This is a genomic window from Streptomyces sp. NPDC086077, assembly GCF_040686175.1.
Taxonomy (GTDB): domain Bacteria; phylum Actinomycetota; class Actinomycetes; order Streptomycetales; family Streptomycetaceae; genus Streptomyces.
On record NZ_JBFBJT010000002.1, the window covers coordinates 78,847 to 103,351 of the forward strand.

A 24,505-nucleotide genomic window follows, 5' to 3' on the forward strand; every position below is an offset into this window, starting at 1 on the left:
CCAGCCCTCACAAGGTGGGACGGCTTGCGCGGGCTTGCGACCCAAGCGCGTGAGAAATCGTGAGATGTGAGAGCGTGCAGGGCGTGAGTGAGACACCGACGAACACCCTGCAATACCGCTTTGACGGGAGAGAAGACGCCCCAGTCCTGATCTTGGGTCCCTCACTGGGCACGACCTGGCACATGTGGGACCGGCAGGTCCCGGAGCTGATCAAGCAGTGGCGCGTCTTCCGGTTCGACCTGCCCGGCCACGGCGGCGCCCCCGCCTACCCCTCGGGCTCCGTGGGCGACCTCACCGCCCGGCTGCTGGCCACCCTCGACAGCCTCGGCGTGCACCGCTTCGGCTACGCGGGCTGCGCCCTCGGCGGCGCGGTCGGCGCCGAACTGGCCCTGCGCCACCCGGAGCGGGTCGCCTCGCTCGCGCTGATCGCCACCTCCCCCCGCTTCGGCACCGCCGACGAGTTCCGTCAGCGCGGCGTGATCGTGCGGTCGAACGGCCTCGACCCGATCGCCCGCAGCGCGCCGGACCGCTGGTTCACCGGCGGGTTCGCCGCCGCCCAGCCCGCGATCACCGAGTGGGCCGTGCAGATGGTGCGCACCACGGACCCCGGCTGCTACATCGCCCACTGCGAGGCGCTCGCCACCTTCGACGTACGGCGCGAACTCGGCAGGATCGGCGTGCCCACGCTGGTCCTGGTCGGCTCGGAGGACCAGGTCACCGGCCCCGCCGAGGCCCGCACGCTGGTCGCCGGCATACCGGACGCCCGCCTCGCCGTCGTACCCGGCGCCTCCCACCTGGTACCCGTCGAGCAGCCCGCCGCCGTCACGGACCTGCTGGTCACGCACTTCTCCACGGCCTGGCAGCCCGCGTTCGACGCCACCGGCCAGATGGCCATCCAGGCGGCCCCGGTCAAGCCGGTCCTCGCCGCCCCGCCGCCCCAGCAGGTCGTCCCCGTCGCCGAGATCGCCCCGCCCCTCGTGGACCCGCACGCGAACGGGCGGCCGGACCCCTACGACGCCGGGATCAAGGTGCGGCGCGAGGTGCTCGGCGACGCGCACGTGGACCGGGCGCTGGCGCAGGCCGACGAGTTCTCCGGCGACTTCCAGGAGTTCGTCACCCGCTACGCCTGGGGCGAGGTCTGGAACCGGCCGGGCCTGGACCGCCGTACCCGCAGCTGCATCACCCTGACCGCCATGGTCGCGGGCGGCCACCTGGACGAGCTCGCCTTCCACACCCGCGCCGCCCTGCGCAACGGCCTCACCCCGGCCGAGATCAAGGAGGTGCTGCTCCAGGCGGCCGTCTACTGCGGCGTGCCGGCGGCGAACAGCGCGTTCAAGGTCGCACAGCAGGTCATCAGGGAGGAGACCACACCCCACGAGTGAGCTCCCGTCACGAGCCGCCCCCACCAGCCCTCGCCCCCCACGCGCACCCGCCGCACGCCCCGGGCAGGATGGATTCCATGAAGCTCACGAAGAAGACGCATGCCTGCGTCCGTCTGGAGAAGGACGGCCGGACGCTCGTCATCGACCCGGGCGGGTTCAGCGAGACGGACGCCGCGGCCGGCGCCGAGGCGATCCTCGTCACGCACGAGCACGCCGACCACTTCGACGAGGAGCGCCTGCGCACCGCCCTGGAGGCCGACGCGGCCGCCGAGATCTGGACGTTGAAGTCCGTCGCCGACAAGATCTCGGCGGCGTTCCCGGGCCGGGTGCACACCGTCGGACACGGCGACACCTTCACCGCGGCCGGCTTCGACGTCCAGGTGCACGGCGAGCTGCACGCCGTGATCCATCCGGACATCCCGCGCATCACCAACGTCGGCTACCTGATCGACGGCGGCGTCTTCCACCCCGGCGACGCGCTCACCGTCCCCGACCAGCCGGTTCAGACCCTGATGCTGCCGGTCATGGCGCCCTGGAACAAGATCTCCGAGGTCATCGACTACGTCCGCGAGCTCCGGCCGCAGCGGGCCTTCGACGTCCACGACGCCCTCCTCACCGACCTCGCCCGCCCGATCTACGACAACCAGATCGGCGCCCTGGGCGGCTCCGAGCACCTGCGGCTGACGCCCGGGGAGTCCGCGCAGCTGTGACGCAGACGGGCGGGAACGCGTTGTCGGACCCGCCGGGTAGGTTGTGAAGCATGCGCATCGCGACCTGGAACGTGAACTCGATCACCGCCCGTCTGCCCCGCCTGCTGGCCTGGCTGGAGAGCAGCGGCACGGACGTGCTGTGCCTCCAGGAGGCCAAGGTCGCAGAGGAGCAGTTCCCCTTCGACCAGCTGCGTGAGCTGGGCTACGAGGCCGCGGTGCACGCCACCGGCCGGTGGAACGGCGTGGCGGTGCTCTCCCGGCTCGGCATCGCGGACGTGGTCAAGGGCCTGCCCGGCGACACGGGCTACGACGGCGCGACGGAGCCCCGCGCCATCGCCGCGACCTGCGGCCCGGTCCGCGTCTGGTCGGTCTACGTGCCGAACGGACGTGAGGTCGACCACGCCCACTACGCCTACAAGCTCCAGTGGCTCGAGGCACTGAAGGCGACGGTCGCCGGCGACGCGGGCGGCACCCGCCCGTTCGCGGTGCTGGGCGACTTCAACGTGGCACCGACGGACGACGACGTCTACGACGTGGCCGCGTTCGAGGGCCTGACGCACGTCACCCCCGCCGAGCGCGCCGCGCTGGCGTCGCTGCGCGAGACGGGCCTGTCGGACGTGGTCCCGCGCCCCCTGAAGTACGACCAGCCCTTCACGTACTGGGACTACCGCCAGCTCTGCTTCCCCAAGAACCGCGGCATGCGGATCGACCTGGTCTACGGCAACAAGCCGTTCGCGAACGCGGTCAAGGACGCGTACGTGGACCGGGAGGAGCGCAAGGGCAAGGGCGCGTCGGACCACGCGCCGGTCGTGGTGGACCTGGAGGTCTGAGACCCGCGGGGGCGGTTGCCCCTGGCCGTCACAGCAGCGTCAGGTCCACCGCGTCGCCCATCGCCGCCAGGCCCGCGTCGCCCGGGTGCAGATGGTCGCCGCTGTCGTACGCCGGCAGTATCCGCGAGGGCTGCGCCGGGTCCCGTACGGCCGCGTCGAAGTCGAGCACCCCGTCGAAGGCGTCGTTCTGCCGGATCCAGGCGTTGGCGGCGGTCCGCTCGGTCTCGAGGGCGGCCGTGCAGCGTGGTTCGCCGCCGCACGGCACCAGGGTCGCCACCAGCACCCGCAGCCCGCGCTCGTGCGCCCGGTCCGCGATCTCCTGAAGCCCCGCGGTCAGCTGCTCCGCGCTACGGCCTGCCAGCAGGTCGTTGATGCCCTCCAGGACGATCGCCGTGCGCACCGAGGTCTGGGCGTGCACGTCCCGGTCCAGCCGGTGCAGGGCGCTCACCCCGGCCGAGTCCGTGGAGACCCCGTCGCCGGGATAGCGGTCGGCGATCACGCTGTTGCCCGCGATGCCCTGGTTGAGCACCCCGTACCGCGGCACCGCGCTCTGCGCCCGCAGCCGCCCGGCCAGCACGTCCGGCCAGCGCCGGTTGGCGTCCACGGTGGACTTGTCCCCGTCGGTGATCGAGTCACCGATCGCTACCACCGACCCGGGCCCGCCGGCCACGTCCACCCCGGTCAGCAGCGGCCAGTTCGTCAGGCCGCCGGTGTACGCCGTGGCCGTGCTCTCGGCGGTGTGGTCGCCCGGTTCGCTCAGGTACGAACGCTGCTGCGCGAGCCGGTGCACGGGCGCCGCCGCGACCGGGCCCGGCAGATGGAAGCTGACCAGCAGATCGGCGCCGGCGGGCACGTCGAAGGCGAGCTGATCGCTGTACGCCTGCGCCCCCGCCGGGATCTCGGCACCGCGCGCCCCGTCGAACGTCAAGGGCACCGGCGTCGCCCTGGCCGCCGCGCCCGTGTCCCGCACGGCCACCGTCGCGGCGCCGATCCGTACCGGCGCCGCCGCGAACGTGTTGTCGAAGCGCAGTCGCACCCGGGGCCCGCCCGCCGAGGTGTGCACCACCAGCCGCAGCGTCCGGTCGGTCCACGGGCCCACGGCCGGATACCCGGAGGTCGCCGTGGCCCAGCTGCCCGTCCAGCCGGTCGTGGCCGCGCGCACGGACAGGGCGAAGACATGCAGGTCGGGGGCGAGGGGCAGCCGCACCGAGGCGACGGACCGCCCCGCGTCGAGCGGCACCGTCACGACGTACAGCCGCGCCTTCTCGGCGAGTTGCCCGTCGGCCGTGTTGACGTGTGGCAGCGCCACCGCCTTGGTGGCGAGCGGCCCGCGCCGCCAGTCGGGCGCGGCGAGGACGTACGGGGAGAGGGTGCCGTCGGCGTACGAGACCGTGCCGGAGGCGGTGAGGTCGGCGCCTGAGGTGCTCGCCACCAGAAAGGCGAGCGCGTCGCCCTGGCCGGGCAGCGCCACGCTCTGGCCGTCGGCCCGCACGTTGTCCGGTCCGCCCCCGACCTGGTCCGGCCAGGTAAGCGCGGCGCCCTGGACGGTGAGCGCCCGGCCGGGCGTCCAGCCGGCACCGTCGAGGTCCTGGGCGGACAGGGAGGCCCCCGCGCCGTCGAAGTCGGCCGCGGCGGGGTCGGCGTCGTCGCTGACGGCGGTGTTGTCGAAGAGCTGCTCCAGTGGCAGCGGCGCCGCCCGGTCGTCGTCCTGCTCGGCCTGCGCCGAGGCCGTGGGCAGCACGGACGCGATCAGGACGAGGACGACCGCGGCCCCTCGGACACCTCGGCGTACCAAGCGACCCTCCAGCTCTTCGGTGCGACGGGACAGTGATGCAGCGATGATCGCGAAGCTAGGGAGATGCCGGCGGCGGGTCAACGAACCATGCGCGAACACGGCGTGAAACCGCCCGGACGACCGGATACGACCGTCCGCGCGCCTGTGGTGCGCACGCGGGTGCGAATGACAGGCTGGAGGTATGAACATCCCTTTCCTGGGCCACCGACGCCAGAGGCCCGGGGTCTTCGACCCCGAGGGCATCGCCGAGCTCCTGGCCGAGTGCGAGCTGCTCCGTTCGCAGGCGGGCCGGGTGGGCGTCCAACTCGACGACACCGTGGAGTCGTTGGAGGCGCTCGACCAGCTGCTGCCGCGCTGGCGGGACGACGAGGAGATCCTGCCCTGGCTGGGCAACGACGCCGGCCTGTATCTGGGCACGGTGATCGTGCGCACGGTGCCAGGCGCGGCCTGGGAGATCTGGCCGGACGGCCAGCCGGTGGTGCGGCTGGAGTCCGGCCGTGAGTTCGACGTCGTGACCGCCGGCCAGGAGTGGGCCGCCAGCGGGGCGCCCGAGCTCTCCCAGCTGTACGCGGAGGTCGCCGAATCCTAGGCATCGAGGCGATTGCGGTAAATACGGCTTATATCCGAAAAGTGCGTGTCGGGCATCAACTCCTCGCCCGCCTGGATAGTTTGCGGCAGCCACGGAACGGCCGACAGTGACGGGGGGAGAGCGTGGCCGCCGATCCACTGATCGAGTGTGCGGCCGGTGTCGCGCCCTCGCCGACCGCGTGCGCATCCCGTCGAACGCGGCTCCCAGGAGGCCCCCTTCGCGCCCGGCGCCGGTGCGAGGCGGCCCACGCGGTACGCCCTCGCGCCCCGGGCCGTACGGACAACGGCCGAAAGACCTGTCGCGTCCCGACCTCGACTAGGATGTGTCGTTCAGCCCCGTGATGGGTGCTCCCCCCACGGCCGTTCGGCCGCAGGGGCAGCGGTACCCCGAGCCAGGCCCGTCCGGCAGCGGCCGGAGATCACTGCTCGCGCAGCGGAATCGACACGTACGACGGGTCGTTCGCCGGCGAGGAGAAGGTCAGCCGCGCGCCGGACGGGTTGTGCTCGATGTAGAGCGGGTCGACCGTGTCGACGACCAGGGCGAGCCGATGCCCCTTCGGCACGTCGTAGGCCGTGGAGAACAGCTCCAGGTCCACACCGAACGGCTGTCCGGGCGTGCGGCCGTGAAGGTGTGGGGCGCGTTGCTGACCAGCTTTCCGATGCCGAGCGGACCCACGTCGTAGAGGTACGCCACGAGGGTTCCGCTCTCCGCGGTCGGGGTGAGGGTCGTGTGCAGCTTCGCCGTGCCACGCACCTGCTGGGTCGTGGCGTACCGCTCCGACTGCCATACGGCGGCCCAGCGGCGCGGCAGCAGGGGGATCGAGGCCGTCGGGGGCAACTGGGCGATCTGGTCGAGGATGCTGGACAGCAGGAGGACGCCGCCGTCCGCCCCCGAGTTGACGTTCGTGCGGATCGTGGTCGAGCCGGCGAGGTCGATCTTCCGGCTGGTCGCGGCGACGGACTTCCAGTCGGCGTAGCCCTCGTAGCCGCCTCCCGTACGGGACTTGAGGCGGACCGGCTGTTCGCGGTCGATGCCGTTGTCCTCGCCCCTGAGGTGGTGGTCGAACCAGCGCTCGGTGTCGGTCCACACGTCGTTGGGAAGGCCGAGCAGGCCGGTCGCCTCCGCGGTCGCGTGGTCGCCGGGGCGCAGTTCGAGTCTCTTCGGGACCGTGAGCTTCTCGTAGAAGTCGGCGTACTGGTTGGGCGGGAAGATCGTGTCGCCCCAGGCGTTGGCCAGCATGATCGCGGCGCCGTTGTCGTTGATCCGGTCGAGCCAGGCCGCGGGGGAACGTTTCTTCCCCCAGGCGATCAGCTCCGGCTCCTTCTCCAGGTTGGCGGCGAGGAAGTCGTCGAACACCTGCTGGAGTTCGGCGCTGGGCCGCCCGGTGATCTGTCCCGCGCCCTGGAGCAGGATGGCGGCCTGGCTGTGCTGGGTGCGGCCGGAGTAGATCGAGTCGATCAGGTCGGTCCAGCCGCTGAGCGCGGCGACGGCCCGGACGCGCTTGTCGTGCGCGGCCGCGAGCAGGCTGATGCCGGCGCCGTACGAGACGCCCGCCATGCCGACAAGCCCCGCGTCGGACGGGGTGTTGGCGAGCGCCCAGTCGATGACCTTGGAGGCGTCGGCCACGTCGGGTGGCCCGGCGACCTCGATGTGGCCGCCGGACTGCCAGAAGCCGCGTGTGTTGTAGGGGACCACGACGAAGCCCGAGTCGGCGAGCTTCTGGGCCTGTGCGAGGTACTCGATCTGCGGTGTGGCCCAGCTGGTGGGGAGCACGAGGAGCGGGTGGCGGCGGTCGGCGTCGGCGCCCGCGGGCGTGACGACGTTCGCCGTGAGGATCGTGCCGCCGTCGCCGGTGATGTCGACGAACCTGATCGAGTCGGGGGCCGCCTGGGCGACAGGGGCGAGCCCGAGGGCGCTACCGGCGACCAGGGTCGCGGAGACGGCGCCCACGGCAGTCGTACGCAGGGCCGTGCGAGGGAGTCCCACGGGTCACTCCTCACTCGTGCAAGTGCAAAGTGACCCGACGTAACCTCGGTGCCTTACCGCTGATAACCCGCCGGTAAGTCACGTGAAAGTAACAATCATTGAGAGGCGCAGAACCCTAGGACGCCCGGTGAGAGGTGCGGGGAGCGGTGGCCGTGGGGGACGGTGCCTGGGCCGCCCGGGTCACGTCCGCGACCAGCTCGACCACGTCCGGGCCGTAGGCCTGCGAGTTCACCACCTTCAGCAGCAGTACGAAGGTGCTGTTGCCGTGCTTGCGGGTCAGCCGCTCGTGGTTGCGGGCGAGGTAGCGGGTGGCGGCCTGGTTGGTGATGGCGGTCTGGCCGCAGAAGAGGAAGACGGGGCGGGTGCCCGGGCCCTGGTCCACGGTCAGCCGGGCGAGGAGGACGTACTCCTCTATGCCGGGCTCCACGCGGTACCGCTCCGAGCCGATCTGGAAGGCGCCGCGGTCCGGGCCAGGCTCGGCGTCGACGTTCACCCGCACACCGGGCAGCAGGGAGGCCAGGTGCGCCGTCATGCGGCGGTTGGACGCCGGGCCGCCGACGCAGAACTCGGTGCGCTCGCCGAACCCCTGACGTGCCGCGTCGTGCGGGACGATCTGGGCGTAGGCGTTGCAGTCCTTGATCAGGGCCGCGAGTTCGAGGAGCGCGAACACGTCGAAGCGCATCACCGACAGCTCGGGGCCGCCCGCACCACGGTTCACGACCAGCAGCGACTCGGAGTTGTCGGGCAGTCCGAAGAAGGTCTGCTTGCGGCGGAGCCGCCGCTTCCACAGGTAGGTGCGGGCGAGCCAGCCGATCGCGGCGCTGAGGCCGGCGGCGATCACGCCGAGGACGATGTTGCGCACGTCGTCAGTCATGGGCGCGCATGGTAGCGGGCGCGGGGAAACCGTGTTCGAGTGGTGAGTGAGGGGTGCGCGTGCGCGCTCCTGACGCGGGCATGCCCATGGATTAGGCTGCGCGAACGGTCCCTGACTGGAGGTGCGGATGCGTCGCCCTGTCGTGCGGAAACTGACGGTTCTGACGGTGTCGGCCGCCGTGGTGTCGGTGGGGGCCGCGGGGCCCCCGGCCCCCCGGACGGCGCCGGTGGAGAAGGTCCCGGTCGCCGTGGGGTACGGCGGCGCGGTGTCGAGCGTCGACGCGGACGCCTCCGCCGCCGGTGTCGAGGTGCTCAGGAAGGGCGGCAACGCCGTCGACGCGGCCGTGGCCACCGCCGCCGCGCTGGGCGTCACCGAGCCGTACTCCGCCGGTGTCGGAGGCGGCGGTTACTTCGTCCTCTACGACGCCAAGTCCCGTACCGTGCACACGATCGACGGCCGGGAGACGGCGCCGCTGAGCGCCGACGAGAACCTCTTCGTGGAGAACGGCAAGCCGGTTCCCTTCGCCGAGGCCGTCAGCAGCGGACTGAGCGTCGGCACCCCCGGCACCCCCGCGACCTGGCAGACGGCGCTCAGCAACTGGGGCAGCAGACCGCTGCGCACCCTCCTGAAGCCCGCCGAACGGCTGGCCCGCGAAGGTTTCACCGTCGACGCCACCTTCCGCGCGCAGACCGCGGCCAACGAGGCCCGGTTCCGCAACTTCCCGGACACCGTGAAGCTCTTCCTGCCCGGCGGTGAACTGCCGGTCGTCGGCTCCACCCTGACCAACGGCGATCTGGCCGCCACCTACGAGGAACTGGGCCGCAAGGGCGTCGACGCGCTGTACCGGGGCGAGCTGGCCAAGGACATCGTCGACACCGTCAACGAGCCCCCGGTGGACGCCGCCTCCGGCTACCGCGCCCGCCCCGGCGACCTGTCGCTGCGGGACCTGGCCGCCTACCGCACCAAGAAGCAGGCACCCTCCCGGACCTCGTACCGCGGCTTCGGGGTCTACTCGATGGCGCCCTCCTCCTCGGGCGGCACCACGGTCGGCGAGGCCCTCAACATGCTGGAGCGGAGCGACCTCTCGAAGAAGCGGACGAGCGAGGAGCGGTACCTGCACCGCTTCATCGAGGCGAGCCGCATCGCGTTCGCCGACCGGGGGCGCTGGGTCGGCGACCCCGCCTTCGAGGACGTACCGACGAAGGAACTGCTCTCCCAGCGGTACGCCGACTCGCGCGCCTGCCTGATCAAGGACGACGCGGTGCTGACCAGCCCGGTCGCGCCGGGTGACCCGCGCGACCCGGCGGCGTGCGCCACGGGCGGCACGCCGGCCCCCACGACGTACGAGGGCGACAGCACCACCCACCTCACCACGGCCGACCGGTGGGGCAACGTGGTCTCCTACACGCTCACCATCGAGCAGACCGGCGGCAGCGGCATCACCGTCCCGGGCCGCGGCTTCCTCCTCAACAACGAGCTGACCGACTTCTCCTTCACCCCGGCGAACCCGGCCGTGCCCGACCCGAACCTGCCGGGCCCGGGCAAGCGCCCGCGCTCGTCGATGTCGCCGACGATCGTGCTCGACGGACACGGCAGGCCGGTGGTGGCCCTCGGCTCGCCCGGCGGCGCCACCATCATCACCACCGTGCTGCAGACGCTGACCGGTTTCCTGGACCGGGGGCTGCCACTGGTCGACGCGATCGCCGCGCCCCGGGCCAGTCAGCGCAACGCCGCACAGACCGAGCTGGAGCCCGGGCTGTACGACAGCGCACTGCGCGAGCGGCTGGAGGGCATCGGCCACTCCTTCCGCCCGAACCCCGAGATCGGCGCGACCACCGGCGTGCAGCGGCTGCCGAACGGCAAGTGGCTGGCCGCCGCCGAGACGACCCGGCGCGGGGGCGGATCCGCGATGGTGGTGTGGCCGGCGCGGTGACGCCCTAGGCCGCCGCGCCGTCGGTACGGAACGTGAGCCTGCCGTCCTCCTCCTCGACCCGCACCCGGTCGCCGTCCTTGACCCGGCCGTCCAGGAGGAGGCGGGAGAGCTGGTTGTCGACCTCGCGCTGGATGGTGCGGCGCAGCGGGCGGGCGCCGTACTCCGGCTCGTAGCCCTGCCGGGCCAGCAGGTCGACGGCGGAGTCGGAGAACTCGACCGCGATGCCCTGGGCGTGCATCAGGCGCCGGGTGCGTTCCAGCAGCAGGTTGGTGATGCGGTGCAGCTGGTCCGGCGTGAGCTGGCGGAAGAAGACGATCTCGTCGATCCGGTTCAGGAACTCGGGCCGGAAGTGCTCGCGCAGCGGCCGCAGGATCTGCTCGCGGCGCGCCGCCTCGTCCGCGTCGGTGCCGCCCGCGCCGAACCCGATGCCCGCCCCGCGCCGGGTGATCGCCTCCGAACCGAGGTTGCTGGTCATCACGATCACCGTGTTGGTGAAGTCGACCGTGCGGCCCTGGGAGTCGGTGAGGCGGCCGTCGTCGAGGACCTGGAGAAGGATGTTGAAGACGTCCGGGTGCGCCTTCTCCACCTCGTCGAGCAGCAGCAGTGAGTACGGGTGCCGGCGCACGACCTCGGTGAGCTGCCCGGCCTCCTCGTGGCCGACGTATCCGGGGGGTGCGCCCACCAGCCGGCTGACGGTGTGCCGTTCCTGGTACTCGCTCATGTCGAGGCGGACCATCCGCTCCTCGCTGCCGAACAGCGCCTCGGCGAGCGCGCGGGCCAGCTCGGTCTTGCCGACGCCGGTCGGGCCGAGGAACAGGAAGCTGCCGATCGGCCGGTCGGGGCTGGCGAGCCCGGCGCGGGAGCGCATGACCGCCTCGGAGACCACCCGGACCGCCTCGTCCTGGCCGACGACCCGCTCGTGCAGGTGGTCCTCCAGGCCGAGCAGCCGTTCCTTCTCCTCCTCGGTCAGCCTGCTCACCGGGATGCCGGTCTGCCGGGACACCACCTCGGCGATGGCCTCGGTGGTCACCTCCAGGTTCTGCCCCTCGTCGGCCTGGTCGTCGCCGGAGGCCTGCGAGATCCGCTGCTTCAGCTCCGTGATCCGGTCCCGCAACTGGGTGGCCTGTTCGTACTGCTCGGCGGCGACCGCCTGGTCCTTGTCCCGGGCCAGCTGTTCGGCCTCCCGCTCCATGGCCCGGACGTCCGTGCCCTTGGTGCGGGCGCGCAGCCGCACCCGCGCGCCGGCCTGGTCGATCAGGTCGATGGCCTTGTCGGGCAGGCGCCGGTCGGTGAGGTAGCGGTCGGACAGCTCGACGGCGGCGACCAGCGCCTCGTCCGTGTAGCGGACCTGGTGGTGGGCCTCGTAGCGGTCGCGCAGACCGCGCAGGATCTCGATCGCGTCCGCGGGCGTCGGCTCGGGCACCAGGATCGGCTGGAAGCGGCGGGCCAGCGCCGCGTCCTTCTCGATCCGGCGGTACTCCTCCAGCGTGGTGGCGCCGACGACGTGCAGCTCGCCACGGGCCAGGGCGGGCTTGAGGATGTTGCCGGCGTCCATCGAGCCGCCCTCACCGCCGCCGCCCGCGCCCACGACCGTGTGCAGCTCGTCGATGAAGATGATCAGGCGGTCGGAGTTGGCGCGGATCTCGCCCACGATGTTGTTGAGCCGCTCCTCGAAATCGCCCCGGTAGCGCGTCCCCGCGACCACGCCGGGCAGGTCCAGTGCGACCACCCGCCGCCCGATCAGCACGTCGGGCACGTCGCCGTCGATGATCCGCTGCGCCAGCCCCTCCACGATGGCCGTCTTGCCGACGCCCGCGTCACCGATGAGCACGGGGTTGTTCTTGCCGCGACGGGAGAGCACCTCGATGGTCTGCTCGATCTCCTCGTCCCGCCCGATCACCGGGTCGATACGGCCCTGCCCGGCAAGCTCGGTGAGATCACGGCCGTACTTGTCGACGGTCGGCGTGGCCGTGGGGCGGGCCTGCTCGGTGCGGGCCTGCGTGGCGTCCGGGGACTCGGACGGCATGCCGCCGGGCGCGAACCGGGCCGCGTTGAGGATGTGCCCCGCGGCGGAGTCCGGGTTGGCGGCGAGGGCGCTGAGCACGTGTTCGGGGCTGATGTAGCCGGTGCCGCTGGCTCGCGCCAGGTCGTGCGCGTCCAGCAGGGCGCGCTTGACGGCCGGGGTGAGCGAGAGCGAGGTGGGGGGCGGCGCCTCGTTCTGCGGGTGCTGGACCGGGCCCGAGCGCTCGTCGATCTCCGACGCCAGGCTGTCGGGGTCTGCGCCGGCACGGCTGAGCAGGCTGCGGGTCGGTTCGCTGGAGAGGGCGGCGCGCAGCAGGTGCTGGGTGTCGAGATCCCGGCTGCCGTGCTCGGCGGCGTACTGGGCCGCGCCGCGCACCATCTCCCGGGCCGGCTGACTGAGCAGCCGGCCGATGTCGATCTGGCGGGGACCCGGACGAGGTCCGCCGAAGAAGCGGGCCAGGAATTCTCCGAACGGGTCCGAGTTCATGCCCTCCGGGCCGGGGAAGCCGCTGGTCATCACAGTTCCGTTTCGCTGGTCGGCGTACCGGTCTGCACGAGTGCGCCAGCGCCGCGCGGCTAAACGTGGGGCACGCTCTTGGACACCTGTGCCTCTAACACCTTGGCACGATCGGGGGTGGGCGGCATGTGGGCGCCTGCCGTCCGGGGTCAGCCCGCGAGAGGCCGGGGGTCGCTTCCCCGGTTCCGCGCGTCCCTCAGGGGGCCTGCCTGGCCGTGAGGATGCGCGGGCCCTCGTCCGTGATGGCAACCGTGTGCTCCGCGTGGGCCGCCCGGGAGCCGTCGTTCGTGCGGAGGGTCCAGCCGTCGGGGGCCGCGTGGTAGTCGTCCCCGCCGCCCGCGGTGAGCATGGGCTCGATGGCGAGGACCATGCCCTTGCGCAGACGAAGGCCCCGTCCCGGGCGGCCCTCGTTCGGGACGGAGGGGTCCTCGTGCATACGGCGCCCGATGCCGTGGCCGCCGAAGCCGTCCGGGATGCCGTAGCCGGCGGAGCGGCAGACCGTCCCGATGGCGTGGGCGATGTCGCCGATGCGGTTGCCCACGACCGCCGCCTCGATGCCGGCCGCGAGGGCGCGCTCGGCGGTCTCGACCAGGCGCAGGTCGGCCGCGCGGGGGCGGCCGACGACGAAGCTCAGCGCCGAGTCGCCCACCCAGCCGCCCAGCTCGGCGCCGCAGTCGAGGGAGACCAGGTCGCCGTCGCGCAGCCGGTAGGCGGTCGGGACGCCGTGCACGATCGCGTCGTTCACCGAGGTGCACAGGACGGCCGGGAAGGGGGTGGGCGCGAACGACGGGCGGTACCCCAGGAAGGGCGACTTCGCGCCGGCCTCGCGCAGCACCGCGTGGGCCACCTCGTCCAGCTCCAGCAGGGAGACGCCCACGGTGGCGGCCTCCCGTGCGGCCGTGAGGGCGCGGCCGACGACCTGGCCCGCCTCGTACATTGCGTCGATCGATGTGTCTGTCTTGAGCTCCACCATGCCAATTACTATACCGGTATTAGAATGGTGCCATGGTGCGCACCCCCCTCACCCCCGAAGAGCGTGAACGCGGCGAGCGGCTCGGGCTGTTGCTGCGCGTGGCGCGCAGCGGCCGCAGCATGGCCGAGGTCGCGGCCGACGCCGGCATCTCCGCGGAGACCCTCCGCAAGATCGAGACCGGGCGCGCCCCGACGCCGGCCTTCTTCACGGTGGCCGCGCTCGCCCGCGCGCTCGGCCTGTCCATGGACGAACTGGCCGGAGCGTGCGCGCCCGTGCCGGTCTGACGTCACCGGCGCGAAGCCGCCGATCGGAGACCTCCGCGTTCCGCCGGAAAACTCCCTGTAGCGGTCCCGTAACACGACTGGTGTTGTCTACGGCCCGGAATGCTTCGCTCCATACGGGGGTCGCGCGATGGCGGTGGGACAACTCCCGCTCCGGGTGCAGGAGTTCGCGAACTATCTGACGAGCCTGCATGCCGGCCTGGATCACGGCGCCGGGTGGTGCGCGGTGTTCTGGCAGCGCGACCCCGAGGGCATGCGGGCCTGCCTCGACGGGCGCGAGGTGCCGCCGTGGGACGTGGTCGAGGCGCTCCTGCAGGATCTCGCCGCCGAGTACGGCCCCGAGGCCGCCACCGCCGAGGAGGGCCGGGCCCGCCCCCTGCACGCCGCCGCGCTCCTCGCCTACGACACCCGGCCCGGCGGCCGGGACGCCCTCGGGGACCGGCTCGACGTCATGCTCCGCGAACAGCGGTACGCCACCGAACGGCTCACGGAGCTGCGGCGCTTACTGCCCACGGCCGCGAGCCGGGAGGCCGCCGACGCCATCCACCTGGACCTGGCGTGGGCCCAGGACGACCGCACCCGCGCAGCCGCGCGCTGCGCCGAAATCCGCCGGAGGATGGCGGAATTGGACCACCGGGCGCAGAGCGACGAGCCGACCCCCACCCCCACCGGCACCCCCGCTCCCGCGCACACCCCCACCCCCACGGGCACCCCCGCTCCCCCCTCTGCTCCCGCCCTCAAGCAGCGCAAGCGTCGTCGAGGGGGTGCCCGGTTCGCCGGGGCGGAGGAGGAGGCGGCCGAGCCCGCCGTCGTACCGCCGGGGGCCGTACCCGTGACGGCCGATCCGACCCCCGCCGCCGGTCCTACCCCGCGCGGAGCGCGTTTCGCGGGGGCGGGGGAGAAGCCGGGGCCGGCGCTGCGGCCGCAGGCCGAGGTCGTGGACGGGGCGGCGCGGCGGGAGGTCGCCGCGATGGTCGAGACGCTGGTGCGGCTGCGCGGTGAGGGGCGCACGGGGGAGGCACACGTCCTGCTGGTCGAGGCCGCGTACTGGCCCGCCGCCCGCTTCCCGCTGCTCGCCGCCGAAATGGACCGCGCCGGGCTCGGCGCCGACTGGGCGACGCTGCTGTGGGAGGCCGCCTCGCTGCCCGCCGGGCAGCTCGTCGCCGCGGCGGACGCGCTGGCCGCGGCGGGCCGGGACGCCGACGGGGAGCGGATCCTGCGGCAGGGCGTGGGCAGGCCGGCCGGCGAGATCGCCCTGGCCGTGCTCGGGCTGGCCCACGAGGGCCGCCAGCGCGAGGTGCGCGCACTGCTCGACGCCTACGTCCGCGTCCGCACCCCGGAGGAGGCCGCGCGCAGCGCCGGACCGGAACCGCAGACGCTCGTGCCGCTCCTGCTGGAGGCCGCGCGGGGCGTTTCCGCCGAGCGGCACTGGGACCTGGTCCACGCCCTGCGGGTCGCCGGGCTCACCGCCTAGGCGCCCTCGGGACGATCACCCACAGGAGTGCGAAACGGCGCCGGCCCCGCGGGTTGGCGACGATGGTCTTGGCAAGGCCTTCCCCTAGGCATACGTTCGTGCCTCTACGCCGTGCTCTACGGGCGTAGAGGCGCTGACGCCCGTCGAAGGAGCAGCTCATGGCGAACGTCGTCCGTGCCGCTCTGGTCCAGGCAACCTGGACCGGCGACACCGAGTCCATGGTGGCGAAACACGAGGAGCACGCCCGCGAGGCGGCCCGGCAGGGCGCCAAGGTCATCGGGTTCCAGGAAGTCTTCAACGCCCCCTACTTCTGCCAGGTCCAGGAGGCCGAGCATTACCGCTGGGCCGAGCCGGTGCCCGACGGACCGACCGTGCGCCGTATGCGGGACCTGGCGCGCGAGACCGGCATGGTGATCGTCGTCCCGGTGTTCGAGGTCGAGCAGTCCGGCTTCTACTACAACACCGCGGCCGTGATCGACGCCGACGGCTCCTACCTCGGCAAGTACCGCAAGCACCACATCCCGCAGGTGAAGGGCTTCTGGGAGAAGTACTACTTCAAACCCGGCAACCTCGGCTGGCCCGTCTTCGAGACCGCCGTCGGGAAGGTCGGCGTCTACATCTGCTACGACCGCCACTTCCCGGAGGGCTGGCGCCAACTCGGCCTGAACGGCGCCCAGCTGGTCTACAACCCGTCCGCCACCCACCGCGGCCTGTCCTCCTACCTGTGGCGGCTGGAGCAGCCCGCCGCCGCCGTCGCCAACGAGTACTTCGTCGCCGCCATCAACCGCGTCGGCGTCGAGGAGTACGGCGACAACGACTTCTACGGAACGAGCTACTTCGTCGACCCGCGTGGGCAGTTCGTGGGTGGGGTCGCCGACGACCGGGCCGAGGAACTCGTCGTGCGCGACCTCGACTTCGACGTCATCGAAGAGGTGCGGCAGCAGTGGGCGTTCTACCGCGACCGCCGCCCCGACGCCTACGAAGGGCTGGTGCAACCGTGACCAAGGACCTGCTGGGACGCCACCGGGCCGTGCTCCCCGACTGGCTCGCGCTCTACTACGACGAGCCGATCGAGATCACCCACGGCGAGGGCCGGCACGTCTGGGACGCCGCCGGGAACCGCTATCTCGACTTCTTCGGCGGCATCCTGACCACGATGACCGCGCACGCCCTGCCCGAGGTGACCAAGGCGGTGAGCGAGCAGGCCGGGCGGATCATCCACTCCTCCACCCTGTACCTCAACCGGCCGATGGTCGAACTCGCCGAGCGCATCGCCCAGTTGAGCGGCATCCCGGACGCGCGGGTCTTCTTCACCACCTCCGGCACGGAGGCCAACGACACGGCCCTGATGCTGGCCACGACGTATCGCCGCAGCAACACGATCCTGGCGATGCGCAACAGCTACCACGGCCGTTCCTTCAGCGCCGTCGGCATCACCGGCAACCGCGGCTGGTCACCCACCTCCCTCTCACCGCTCCAGACGCTGTACGTGCACGGCGGGGTCCGCAGCCGCGGCCCGTACGCCGATCTCCCCGACGGCGAGTTCATCGCGGCCTGCGTGGAGGACCTGACCGACCTGCTCGGGCACACCCGCCCGCCCGCCGCGCTGATCGCCGAACCCGTCCAGGGCGTCGGCGGCTTCACCGCTCCGCCGGACGGGCTCTACGCCGCCTTCCGCGACGTGCTCCAGGAACACGGGATCCTCTGGATCGCCGACGAGGTGCAGACCGGCTGGGGCCGCACCGGCGAGCACTTCTGGGGCTGGCAGGCCCACGGCCGCAGCGGTCCGCCGGACATGCTCACCTTCGCCAAGGGCATCGGCAACGGCATGTCCATCGGCGGGGTCGTCGCCCGCGCCGAGATCATGAACTGCCTCGACGCCAACAGCATCTCCACCTTCGGCGGCACCCAGATCACCATGGCCGCCGGCCTGGCCAACCTCACCTATCTGCTGGAGCACGACCTCCAGGGCAACGCACGGCGGGTCGGCGGGCTGCTGATCGAGCGGTTGCGGGCCGTCGCCGCGCAGGTGCCGGCCGTCCGGGAGGTGCGCGGACGCGGGCTGATGATCGGCATCGAGGTGACCCGGCCGGGCACCGACGAGGCCGATCCGCAGGCGGCGTCCGCCGTGCTGGAGGCCGCCCGCAGGGGCGGACTGCTCATCGGCAAGGGCGGCGGGCACAACACCAGCGCCCTGCGCGTCGCCCCGCCGCTGTCCCTGACCGTCGCGGAGGCCGAGGAGGGCGCCGCCGTCCTCGAACACGCTCTGAGGAGCATCAGCTAGCACCGAGCGAAGCAAGGGAACGCCGCCATGACCACCACCCCGGAGTCCTGGGAGCCCCTGCGACCGGCCCTGTCGGTCCGGCAGATCCTCACGCTGGAACGGGTGCTCGCCGGAGAGCCCGAAGTGGTGGCCGGCGCGAGCCGGCTGGACCGGCCGGTGCGCTGGGTGCACGTCGCCGAGGCCGCCGACGTCGGCGTGATGCTCAGCGGCGGCGAGATGGTCCTCACCACCGGCGTCCTGCTCGCCGGTGACCCGGACAAGCAGGCCGAGTACGTGCGCTCGCTGCACAAGGCGGAGGCGGCGGCCGTCGTGCTCGGGCTCGGCCGCGCCTTCCCCGCCGCGCCGGACGCGATGCGACGGGTCGCCGAGCGCTGCGGGCTGCCCCTGGTCGTCCTGCACCGCCCCTTCCCCTTCGCCCAGCTGACGGAGGAGGTCCAGTCCCGGCTGGTACGGCGGAGGTTCGCCGCGGTCAGCCTCTCCGAGGCGGTACGCACCGAACTCACCGCGCTGATCACCTCCGGCGCCCCGCTGCAACGACTGCTCGACGAGGTGGCCCGGCACAGCGCCTGCCCCGTCGTCCTGACCAACCTCGCCCACCGCGTCCTCGCCACGGCGGGGGAGCGGCCGGCCGTCGACGACGTGCTGCGGGACTGGGAGCGCATCGCCCGCCAGGCCGGAGGCAGCGAGGGCGACGGCTGGATCCGCGCCGAGCTGGGCGGCCGCGGCGAGCGGTGGGGGCGGATCGTGCTGTGCGGCTACCGGGGCGACACCGCCACCGGGCGGTTGCTCGCGGACCGGGCCGCCGAGGCCATCGTGCTGCACCGCATGCTCGGCGGCTCCTCGGGCAGCTGGGAGGAACAGTCGGCGCAGAGCCTGCTGACGGACCTGATCAGTGGCGTCGTACCGGCGCGTCAGCTGCTGCCCAGGGCACGGGCGGCCGGGCTGCCGGTCAACCGGCGCACCTTCGTCCCGCTGGTCGTGCGTGACCGGGAACCGGGCCGGCTCGACCGCGTGATGCGTCTGCTGGGGCTGCCCGGCATCGCCGCCGAACTCGCCGACGGAGCCACCGCCGTGCTGCTCAGCCTCGCCCGGGACCAGGACGCCGAGGCGCTCACCGCCCACTTCGCGGCCCGGCTGCGCGCCACGTCGCAGACCGTCGTGGCCGCCGCGGACCCGCGCGTCGTCTGGGACGACGTCCCCGCGGGCCTGCGCGAGGCACAGCACGTGGCCGACGCCGTCGCCGACTCCTCGGCCGTCCTCGACCCGCCGGCCGTCGTCCGTCTGAAGGACGTCCATCTGCGGGGCCTGATCCGGCTGCTGCGCGACGACCCGCAGGTGCAGTCCTTCGCCGAGCGGGAGCTGGACGGACTGCTGTGCGGGCGGGACGGGGAGGCGGGGGCCCTGCTCGCCGTGCTGCGCACCTACCTCGCCACCGGCCGCAACAAGTCCCGCACCGCCCAGCTCCACCATGTCTCCCGGCCCGCCCTCTACCGCCGCCTGGACGCGATACAGGTCCGCCTCGGCGTCGACCTCGACGACTTCGAGCAGGCCGCGTCGGTGCACATCGCGCTCCTCGCACACGACGCGCAACAAGGGTGAAACATGCGACGACCTGCGAATACGGCGGTGAAACATGGGCCTGCACAAGGGTGACACGGTGGCACGCCGCGCCCTCGCAGACGTGACACGGTGCCACTCAAAGACGACATCCGGACTTCCTAGGCTCACCGCACACCGAGCTACCGGAGCGACCGGAGGTCCCCATGAGCCGAGTGATCCGCGCCGCCGTCTTCCAGACGTCCTGGACCGGCGACAAGGAGTCGATGATCCAGGTGCACGAGCAGGCGGTGCGCGACGCCGCCGCGCAGGGCGCCCAGATCCTGTGTTTCCAGGAGCTGTTCTACGGACCGTACTTCTGCCAGGTGCAGGACCCGGCCTTCTACGAGTACGCCGAGCGGATCCCGGACGGCCCGATCGTGCAGCGGTTCCGCACGCTCGCCCGCGAGCTGGGCATCGTCCTCGTCCTGCCGATGTACGAGGAGGAGCAGCCCGGCGTCCTCTACAACACCGCCGCCGTGATCGACGCCGACGGCTCCTACCTCGGCAAGTACCGCAAGACGCACATCCCGCAGGTGCGGGGCTTCTGGGAGAAGTTCTACTTCCGGCCCGGCAACAGCGGCTGGCCGGTCTTCGACACGGCGGTCGGCAAGGTCGGCGTCTACATCTGCTACGACCGGCACTTCCCGGAGGGCTGGCGGGCGCTCGGCCTCGCGGGCGCCGAGATCGTCTTCAACCCGTCGGCGACCTCGCGCGGACTCTCCGGCTACCTGTGGCAGCTGGAGCAGCCGGCTGCGGCCGTCGCCAACGAGTACTTCGTCGGCGCCATCAACCGGGTCGGCGTCGAGGAGCACGGCGACAACGACTTCTACGGCACCTCGTACTTCGTGGACCCGGAGGCCCAGTTCGTGGGCGAGGTGGCGAGCGACAAGGAGAGCGAACTCGTCGTCCGGGACCTGGACATGGCCAAACTCCGCGACGTCCGGGACCGCTGGCAGTTCTACCGCGACCGCGAGCCGAACACGTACGGACCCCTGACGGCGCCCTAGGCATGCCGGGCGGCGTGGACGTCCCCACGGGACGCGGGGAACTGCGCGGGCAACCCCCCACCACCGTCACCTTCCCAACGGCATCGACACGGCAGAAGAGGGATCCATGAGCACCCGCACTGTCATCAAGGGCGGCCTCGTCATCACCGCCTCCGACGAACTGCACGCAGACGTCCTGATCGAGGACGGCCGGATCGCCGCCCTCGCGGCCTCGGGTACCCCGGCCGCCGAGGCCTGGACGGCCGAGCGAAGCGAGATGGGGGCAACCCCGCCCGGAGGGTGGGGGAGGGTGATCGACGCCACCGGGAAGTACGTCATCCCGGGTGGCGTCGACGCCCACACCCACATGGAGCTGCCGTTCGGCGGCACCTTCGCCTCCGACACGTTCGAGACCGGCACCCGGGCCGCCGCCTGGGGCGGCACCACGACGATCGTCGACTTCGCGGTGCAGAGCGTCGGCCACAGCCTGCGCGAGGGCCTGGACGCCTGGCACGCCAAGGCCGAGGGGAACTGCGCCGTCGACTACGGCTTCCACATGATCGTCTCCGATGTGCACGACGAGACGCTCAAGGAGATGGACCTGCTGGTGGAGGAAGGGGTGACGTCCTTCAAGCAGTTCATGGCCTATCCCGGCGTCTTCTACAGCGACGACGGCCAGATCCTGCGCGCCATGCAGCGCTCCGCCGACAACGGCGGGCTGATCATGATGCACGCGGAGAACGGCATCGCCATCGACGTCCTGGTCGAGCAGGCGCTGGCCCGCGGGGAGACCGATCCCCGCTACCACGGCGAGGTGCGCAAGGCGCTGCTGGAGGCCGAGGCCACCCACCGGGCCATCCGGCTCGCCCAGGTCGCCGGAGCGCCCCTGTACGTCGTGCACGTCTCGGCGACGGAGGCGGTCGCCGAGCTGGCCAAGGCGCGTGACCAGGGCCTCCCCGTGTTCGGCGAGACCTGCCCGCAGTATCTGTTCCTGTCGACCGACAACCTCGCCGAGCCCGACTTCCAGGGTGCGAAGTACGTCTGCTCGACGCCGCTGCGGCCCCGTGAACACCAGGCGGAACTGTGGAAGGGGCTGCGCACCGACGACCTCCAGGTCGTCTCCACCGATCACTGCCCCTTCTGCTTCGTCGGGCAGAAGGAGCTCGGCCGCGGAGACTTCTCCAAGATCCCCAACGGGCTGCCGGGCGTGGAGAACCGGATGGACCTGCTCCACCAGGCCGTCGTCGACGGGCACATCTCGCGCCGCCGCTGGATCGAGATCGCCTGCGCGGCCCCGGCCCGGATGTTCGGCATGTACCCGAAGAAGGGCACCATCGCGCCGGGCGCCGACGCCGACGTCGTGATCTACGACCCGCATGCCGAGCAGGTGATGTCCGCCGAGACGCACCACATGAACGTCGACTACTCGGCGTACGAGGGCAAGCGCGTCACCGGCCGCGTCGAGACCGTGCTCTCCCGCGGCGTCCCCGTCATCACCGAGCGGGAGTACACCGGGCACGCCGGGCACGGCGTCTTCACCCCCCGCTCCACCTGTCAGTACCTCAACTAGGAGCGGAGCCCATGGAATTCGGACTCGTGCTGCAGACCGACCCGCCGGCCTCGCGGGTGGTCTCCCTGATGAAGCGCGCCGAGCGCAACGGGTTCACCCACGGCTGGACCTTCGACTCGGCCGTGCTCTGGCAGGAACCGTTCGTGATCTACAGCCAGATCCTGGCCAACACCACGAAACTGACGGTCGGCCCGATGGTCACCAACCCGGGCACCCGCACCTGGGAGGTCACCGCCTCCACCTTCGCCACCCTCAACGACATGTTCGGCAACCGCACGGTGTGCGGCATCGGGCGCGGCGACTCGGCGATGCGGGTGGCCGGCCGCAAGCCCAACACGCTCGCCCGGATCAGCGAGGCGATGAAGGTCATCCGGGAGCTGGGCAGCGGCCGGCAGGCCGACCTGGGCGGCACGGTGATCCGGTTCCCGTGGATCAAGCCGGGCGCCCGGCTCCCCGTCTGGATGGCCGCGTACGGGCCCAAGGCACTGAAGATGACCGGCGAGGAGGCCGACGGCTTCATCCTCCAGCTCGCCGACCTGTATCTCACCGAATACATGGTCAAGGCGGTCAAGGACGCGGCCGTCGCCGCCGGGCGTGATCCCGACGAGGTGACCGTCTGCGTGGCCGCCCCCGCCTACGTCACCGAGGACGACTCGCCCGAGGCGCTCGCGCACGCGCGCGACCAGTGCCGCTGGTTCGGTGGGATGGTCGGCAACCACGTCGCCGACCTGGTCGCCAAGTACGGCGAGCACTCCGCCGCCGTCCCCGACGAACTCACCGACTACATCAAGGCCCGCGAGGGCTACGACTACTCCCACCACGGACGCAGCGGGAACCCCGACACCCGGTTCGTGCCCGACGAGATCGTCGACCGGTTCTGCCTCGTCGGGCCGGTCGAGTGGCACATCGAGAAACTCAACGCGCTGCGCGCACTGGGTGTCGACCAGTTCGCGGTGTACGACATGCACGACGCGCAGGAAGCGGTGATCGACGCGTACGGCGCGCAGGTCATCCCCGCGGTCCGCTCCTGACCGCCCACCGGCCGACCACCCCGACCCCCCACACCTTGCCTCCCTCCCCGCCGTCTCGGGGAGGGGGCCCAAGGCCCCCGCACGGCCTCTCCCGTCCCACCTTGTCGATTGGCCTGCCATGACCGATACAGTCCCCACGGGGTCACCCACCGCTCAGCGTGCCGACTCCGACGGCCGGATAGAACTGGCCCCCGAGGCCTTCCCCACCGACAGTCCCTTCGCCAACGAGGATCTGCGTCCCGTCCCGGTCGCCGAGCGCAAGTGGACGACGTACAACTTCGCGGCGCTGTGGATCTCCATGGCGCACTGCATCCCCAGCTGGACCCTGGCCTCCGGCCTGGTCGCGCTCGGCATGGACTGGAAGCAGGCGGTCTTCACGATCGCCCTGGCCAACGTCATCGTGTTGCTGCCGATGCTGGCCACCGGTCACGCCGGCCCCAAGTACGGCATCCCCTTCCCGGTGCTCGCCCGCGCCTCGTTCGGGCTGCGCGGCGCGAACGTCCCGGCGCTGATCCGGGCGGCGGTGGCCTGCGGCTGGTTCGGGATCCAGACCTGGATCGGCGGCAGTGGCATCTTCGCGCTCGGCTCCAAGCTCACCGGCGGTGAGTGGGAGAAGGCCGGGCAGATCGCCGGCAACCCCTGGCCGCTGTGGCTGTGCTTCCTGCTGTTCTGGGCCGTGCAGATCGCGATCATCTATCGCGGCATGGACTTCCTGCGGCACTTCGAGAACTGGGCCGCGCCCTTCGTGATCGTCGGCGCCTTCGTGCTGCTGGTCTGGATCGCGGTGAAGGCGGACGGCTTCGGCGAGTTGCTGTCGCAGCCCTCGACGCTCGGCTGGGGCGCGGACTTCTGGCCGGTCTTCTTCCCGTCCCTCATGGGCATGATCGGATTCTGGGCGACCCTGTCGCTCAACATCCCCGACTTCACCCGCTTCGGCTCCAGCCAGCGCGCCCAGACCCGCGGCCAGACGCTGGGCCTGCCCACCACGATGACCCTGTTCGCGATCCTCGCCGTGCTGGTCACCTCCGGCTCCCAGGCGGTCTACGGCGAGGCGATCTGGGACCCGGTAACCCTCGCCGCGAAGGCGGACAACGTCTTCGGACTGCTCTTCGCGCTGATCACCGTGCTGGTCGCCACCATCTCCGTGAACATCGCGGCGAACGTCGTCTCCCCGGCCTACGACCTGGCCAACCTGGCGCCGAAGCTCATCAACTTCCGTACCGGCGCGCTGATCACGGGCGTCGTGGGGATCCTGATCTTCCCGTGGAAGCTGATCTCGACCCCGGAGTTCTACATCTTCACCTGGCTCGGCGTGGTCGGCGGTCTGCTCGGCACGGTCGCGGGCATCCTGATCGCCGACTACTGGATCGTCCGGCGTACGGTCCTGCACCTGGCGGACCTGTACACACCGGGCGGGCGGTACTGGTACACCTCCGGTTGGAACTGGCGGGCCCTGGCGGCGTTCGCGGTCGGCGGCGTACTGGCCGTCGGCGGTTCGTACTCCACCGTGAACGCGGACGGGGTGAAGTCCGGTCCCTTCCCGGCGGACGGGCTGATCCCCTTCCTGAAACCCCTCGCGGACTACGGCTGGGCGGTGGGCCTCGCGGCCTCGCTGCTGCTGTACGTGGCGCTGATGCTGCCGCGGGAGCGGGCGCGCGCGGCGGGGTGA

18 protein-coding genes and 1 pseudogene are annotated in these 24,505 nt (G+C 72.0%); 14 read left to right on the forward strand and 5 right to left on the reverse strand.

Annotated features, from left to right (window positions below):
• The first annotated feature begins 83 nt into the window (after positions 1–83).
• The 3 genes from pcaC (at position 84) to AB0O67_RS00930 (ending at position 2,922) form a co-directional block, all read left to right on the forward strand.
• Positions 84–1,382, forward strand: a complete 1,299-nt coding sequence (pcaC, locus tag AB0O67_RS00920) for a 4-carboxymuconolactone decarboxylase (protein WP_365443946.1) — start codon at positions 84–86, stop codon at positions 1,380–1,382.
• A gap of 77 nt (positions 1,383–1,459) precedes the next feature.
• Positions 1,460–2,092: an MBL fold metallo-hydrolase gene (locus tag AB0O67_RS00925; protein ID WP_365443949.1), complete on the forward strand. Its 633-nt coding sequence runs from the start codon at positions 1,460–1,462 to the stop codon at positions 2,090–2,092.
• A gap of 50 nt (positions 2,093–2,142) precedes the next feature.
• The gene (locus AB0O67_RS00930) at positions 2,143–2,922 is read left to right on the forward strand and encodes an exodeoxyribonuclease III (RefSeq protein WP_365443952.1); all 780 of its coding nucleotides are present in this window, start codon (positions 2,143–2,145) and stop codon (positions 2,920–2,922) included.
• 28 nt (positions 2,923–2,950) lie between these two features.
• On the opposite strand, the gene AB0O67_RS00935 is transcribed toward AB0O67_RS00930, so the two are convergent.
• The gene (locus AB0O67_RS00935) at positions 2,951–4,717 is read right to left on the reverse strand and encodes an SGNH/GDSL hydrolase family protein (RefSeq protein ID WP_365443955.1); all 1,767 of its coding nucleotides are present in this window, start codon (positions 4,715–4,717) and stop codon (positions 2,951–2,953) included.
• Between the two features lie 181 nt (positions 4,718–4,898).
• On the opposite strand from AB0O67_RS00935, the gene AB0O67_RS00940 reads away from it, so the two are divergent.
• The gene (locus AB0O67_RS00940) at positions 4,899–5,306 is read left to right on the forward strand and encodes a DUF6278 family protein (protein WP_365443958.1); all 408 of its coding nucleotides are present in this window, start codon (positions 4,899–4,901) and stop codon (positions 5,304–5,306) included.
• A 418-nt stretch (positions 5,307–5,724) separates the two neighbouring features.
• Here the strand turns inward: AB0O67_RS00940 and AB0O67_RS00945 are convergent.
• Together AB0O67_RS00945 and AB0O67_RS00950 are read right to left on the reverse strand one after the other, a co-directional pair.
• A pseudogene (locus AB0O67_RS00945) lies at positions 5,725–7,292 on the reverse strand (CocE/NonD family hydrolase).
• A gap of 115 nt (positions 7,293–7,407) precedes the next feature.
• On the reverse strand, positions 7,408–8,166 hold the full coding sequence (locus AB0O67_RS00950) for a hypothetical protein (protein WP_365443961.1): 759 nt from the start codon (positions 8,164–8,166) through the stop codon (positions 7,408–7,410).
• Between the two features lie 127 nt (positions 8,167–8,293).
• Between AB0O67_RS00950 and ggt the strand changes: the two genes are divergently transcribed.
• Complete coding sequence (gene ggt, locus AB0O67_RS00955) at positions 8,294–10,099, forward strand: gamma-glutamyltransferase (RefSeq protein ID WP_365443964.1); 1,806 nt, start codon at positions 8,294–8,296, stop codon at positions 10,097–10,099.
• A 4-nt stretch (positions 10,100–10,103) separates the two neighbouring features.
• On the opposite strand, the gene AB0O67_RS00960 is transcribed toward ggt, so the two are convergent.
• Positions 10,104–12,638 carry an ATP-dependent Clp protease ATP-binding subunit gene (locus AB0O67_RS00960; protein ID WP_365443967.1) on the reverse strand — a complete coding sequence of 845 codons (2,535 nt, stop codon included), beginning with the start codon at positions 12,636–12,638 and terminating at the stop codon, positions 10,104–10,106.
• A gap of 196 nt (positions 12,639–12,834) precedes the next feature.
• Entirely contained in the window at positions 12,835–13,611 is a 777-nt protein-coding gene (gene map / locus AB0O67_RS00965) for a type I methionyl aminopeptidase (protein ID WP_365443970.1), read from the reverse strand.
• 32 nt (positions 13,612–13,643) lie between these two features.
• Between map and AB0O67_RS00970 the strand changes: the two genes are divergently transcribed.
• The 9 genes from AB0O67_RS00970 (at position 13,644) to AB0O67_RS01010 (ending at position 24,505) form a co-directional block, all read left to right on the forward strand.
• Entirely contained in the window at positions 13,644–13,895 is a 252-nt protein-coding gene (locus AB0O67_RS00970) for a helix-turn-helix transcriptional regulator (RefSeq protein WP_365443973.1), read from the forward strand.
• Between the two features lie 127 nt (positions 13,896–14,022).
• Complete coding sequence (locus tag AB0O67_RS00975) at positions 14,023–15,366, forward strand: hypothetical protein (protein ID WP_365443976.1); 1,344 nt, start codon at positions 14,023–14,025, stop codon at positions 15,364–15,366.
• A gap of 158 nt (positions 15,367–15,524) precedes the next feature.
• The gene (locus tag AB0O67_RS00980) at positions 15,525–16,367 is read left to right on the forward strand and encodes a nitrilase-related carbon-nitrogen hydrolase (RefSeq protein ID WP_365443979.1); all 843 of its coding nucleotides are present in this window, start codon (positions 15,525–15,527) and stop codon (positions 16,365–16,367) included.
• Positions 16,364–17,650, forward strand: a complete 1,287-nt coding sequence (locus AB0O67_RS00985; protein ID WP_365443982.1) for an aspartate aminotransferase family protein — start codon at positions 16,364–16,366, stop codon at positions 17,648–17,650. The genes AB0O67_RS00980 and AB0O67_RS00985 overlap by 4 nt, the downstream gene beginning before the upstream one ends.
• Positions 17,651–17,677: 27 nt before the next feature.
• Positions 17,678–19,249 (forward strand): PucR family transcriptional regulator, encoded by a 1,572-nt coding sequence (locus AB0O67_RS00990; RefSeq protein ID WP_365443985.1) that lies wholly within the window; start codon positions 17,678–17,680, stop codon positions 19,247–19,249.
• A 164-nt stretch (positions 19,250–19,413) separates the two neighbouring features.
• Entirely contained in the window at positions 19,414–20,256 is an 843-nt protein-coding gene (locus tag AB0O67_RS00995) for a nitrilase-related carbon-nitrogen hydrolase (protein WP_365443988.1), read from the forward strand.
• Between the two features lie 106 nt (positions 20,257–20,362).
• The gene (gene hydA, locus AB0O67_RS01000) at positions 20,363–21,805 is read left to right on the forward strand and encodes a dihydropyrimidinase (protein ID WP_365443992.1); all 1,443 of its coding nucleotides are present in this window, start codon (positions 20,363–20,365) and stop codon (positions 21,803–21,805) included.
• Between the two features lie 11 nt (positions 21,806–21,816).
• Positions 21,817–22,836 (forward strand): TIGR03842 family LLM class F420-dependent oxidoreductase, encoded by a 1,020-nt coding sequence (locus tag AB0O67_RS01005; RefSeq protein ID WP_365443995.1) that lies wholly within the window; start codon positions 21,817–21,819, stop codon positions 22,834–22,836.
• A gap of 118 nt (positions 22,837–22,954) precedes the next feature.
• A complete protein-coding gene (locus AB0O67_RS01010) occupies positions 22,955–24,505 on the forward strand; it encodes an NCS1 family nucleobase:cation symporter-1 (RefSeq protein ID WP_365443998.1) in 1,551 nt (516 codons plus the stop codon).

What these genes read in the sequence shown, in the direction of transcription:
- AB0O67_RS00950 (WP_365443961.1), bottom strand. Translation starts at nt 8,166, where the DNA reads ATGACTGACGACGTGCGCAACATCGTCCTCGGCGTGATCGCCGCCGGC.
- AB0O67_RS00990 (WP_365443985.1), top strand. Translation starts at nt 17,678, where the DNA reads ATGACCACCACCCCGGAGTCCTGGGAGCCCCTGCGACCGGCCCTGTCG.
- AB0O67_RS01005 (WP_365443995.1), top strand. Translation starts at nt 21,817, where the DNA reads ATGGAATTCGGACTCGTGCTGCAGACCGACCCGCCGGCCTCGCGGGTG.
- AB0O67_RS00980 (WP_365443979.1), top strand. Translation starts at nt 15,525, where the DNA reads ATGGCGAACGTCGTCCGTGCCGCTCTGGTCCAGGCAACCTGGACCGGC.
- AB0O67_RS00995 (WP_365443988.1), top strand. Translation starts at nt 19,414, where the DNA reads ATGAGCCGAGTGATCCGCGCCGCCGTCTTCCAGACGTCCTGGACCGGC.
- AB0O67_RS00925 (WP_365443949.1), top strand. Translation starts at nt 1,460, where the DNA reads ATGAAGCTCACGAAGAAGACGCATGCCTGCGTCCGTCTGGAGAAGGAC.
- map (WP_365443970.1), bottom strand. Translation starts at nt 13,611, where the DNA reads ATGGTGGAGCTCAAGACAGACACATCGATCGACGCAATGTACGAGGCG.
- AB0O67_RS00940 (WP_365443958.1), top strand. Translation starts at nt 4,899, where the DNA reads ATGAACATCCCTTTCCTGGGCCACCGACGCCAGAGGCCCGGGGTCTTC.
- hydA (WP_365443992.1), top strand. Translation starts at nt 20,363, where the DNA reads ATGAGCACCCGCACTGTCATCAAGGGCGGCCTCGTCATCACCGCCTCC.
- AB0O67_RS00970 (WP_365443973.1), top strand. Translation starts at nt 13,644, where the DNA reads ATGGTGCGCACCCCCCTCACCCCCGAAGAGCGTGAACGCGGCGAGCGG.
- AB0O67_RS00930 (WP_365443952.1), top strand. Translation starts at nt 2,143, where the DNA reads ATGCGCATCGCGACCTGGAACGTGAACTCGATCACCGCCCGTCTGCCC.
- AB0O67_RS01010 (WP_365443998.1), top strand. Translation starts at nt 22,955, where the DNA reads ATGACCGATACAGTCCCCACGGGGTCACCCACCGCTCAGCGTGCCGAC.
- ggt (WP_365443964.1), top strand. Translation starts at nt 8,294, where the DNA reads ATGCGTCGCCCTGTCGTGCGGAAACTGACGGTTCTGACGGTGTCGGCC.
- AB0O67_RS00975 (WP_365443976.1), top strand. Translation starts at nt 14,023, where the DNA reads ATGGCGGTGGGACAACTCCCGCTCCGGGTGCAGGAGTTCGCGAACTAT.
- AB0O67_RS00960 (WP_365443967.1), bottom strand. Translation starts at nt 12,638, where the DNA reads ATGACCAGCGGCTTCCCCGGCCCGGAGGGCATGAACTCGGACCCGTTC.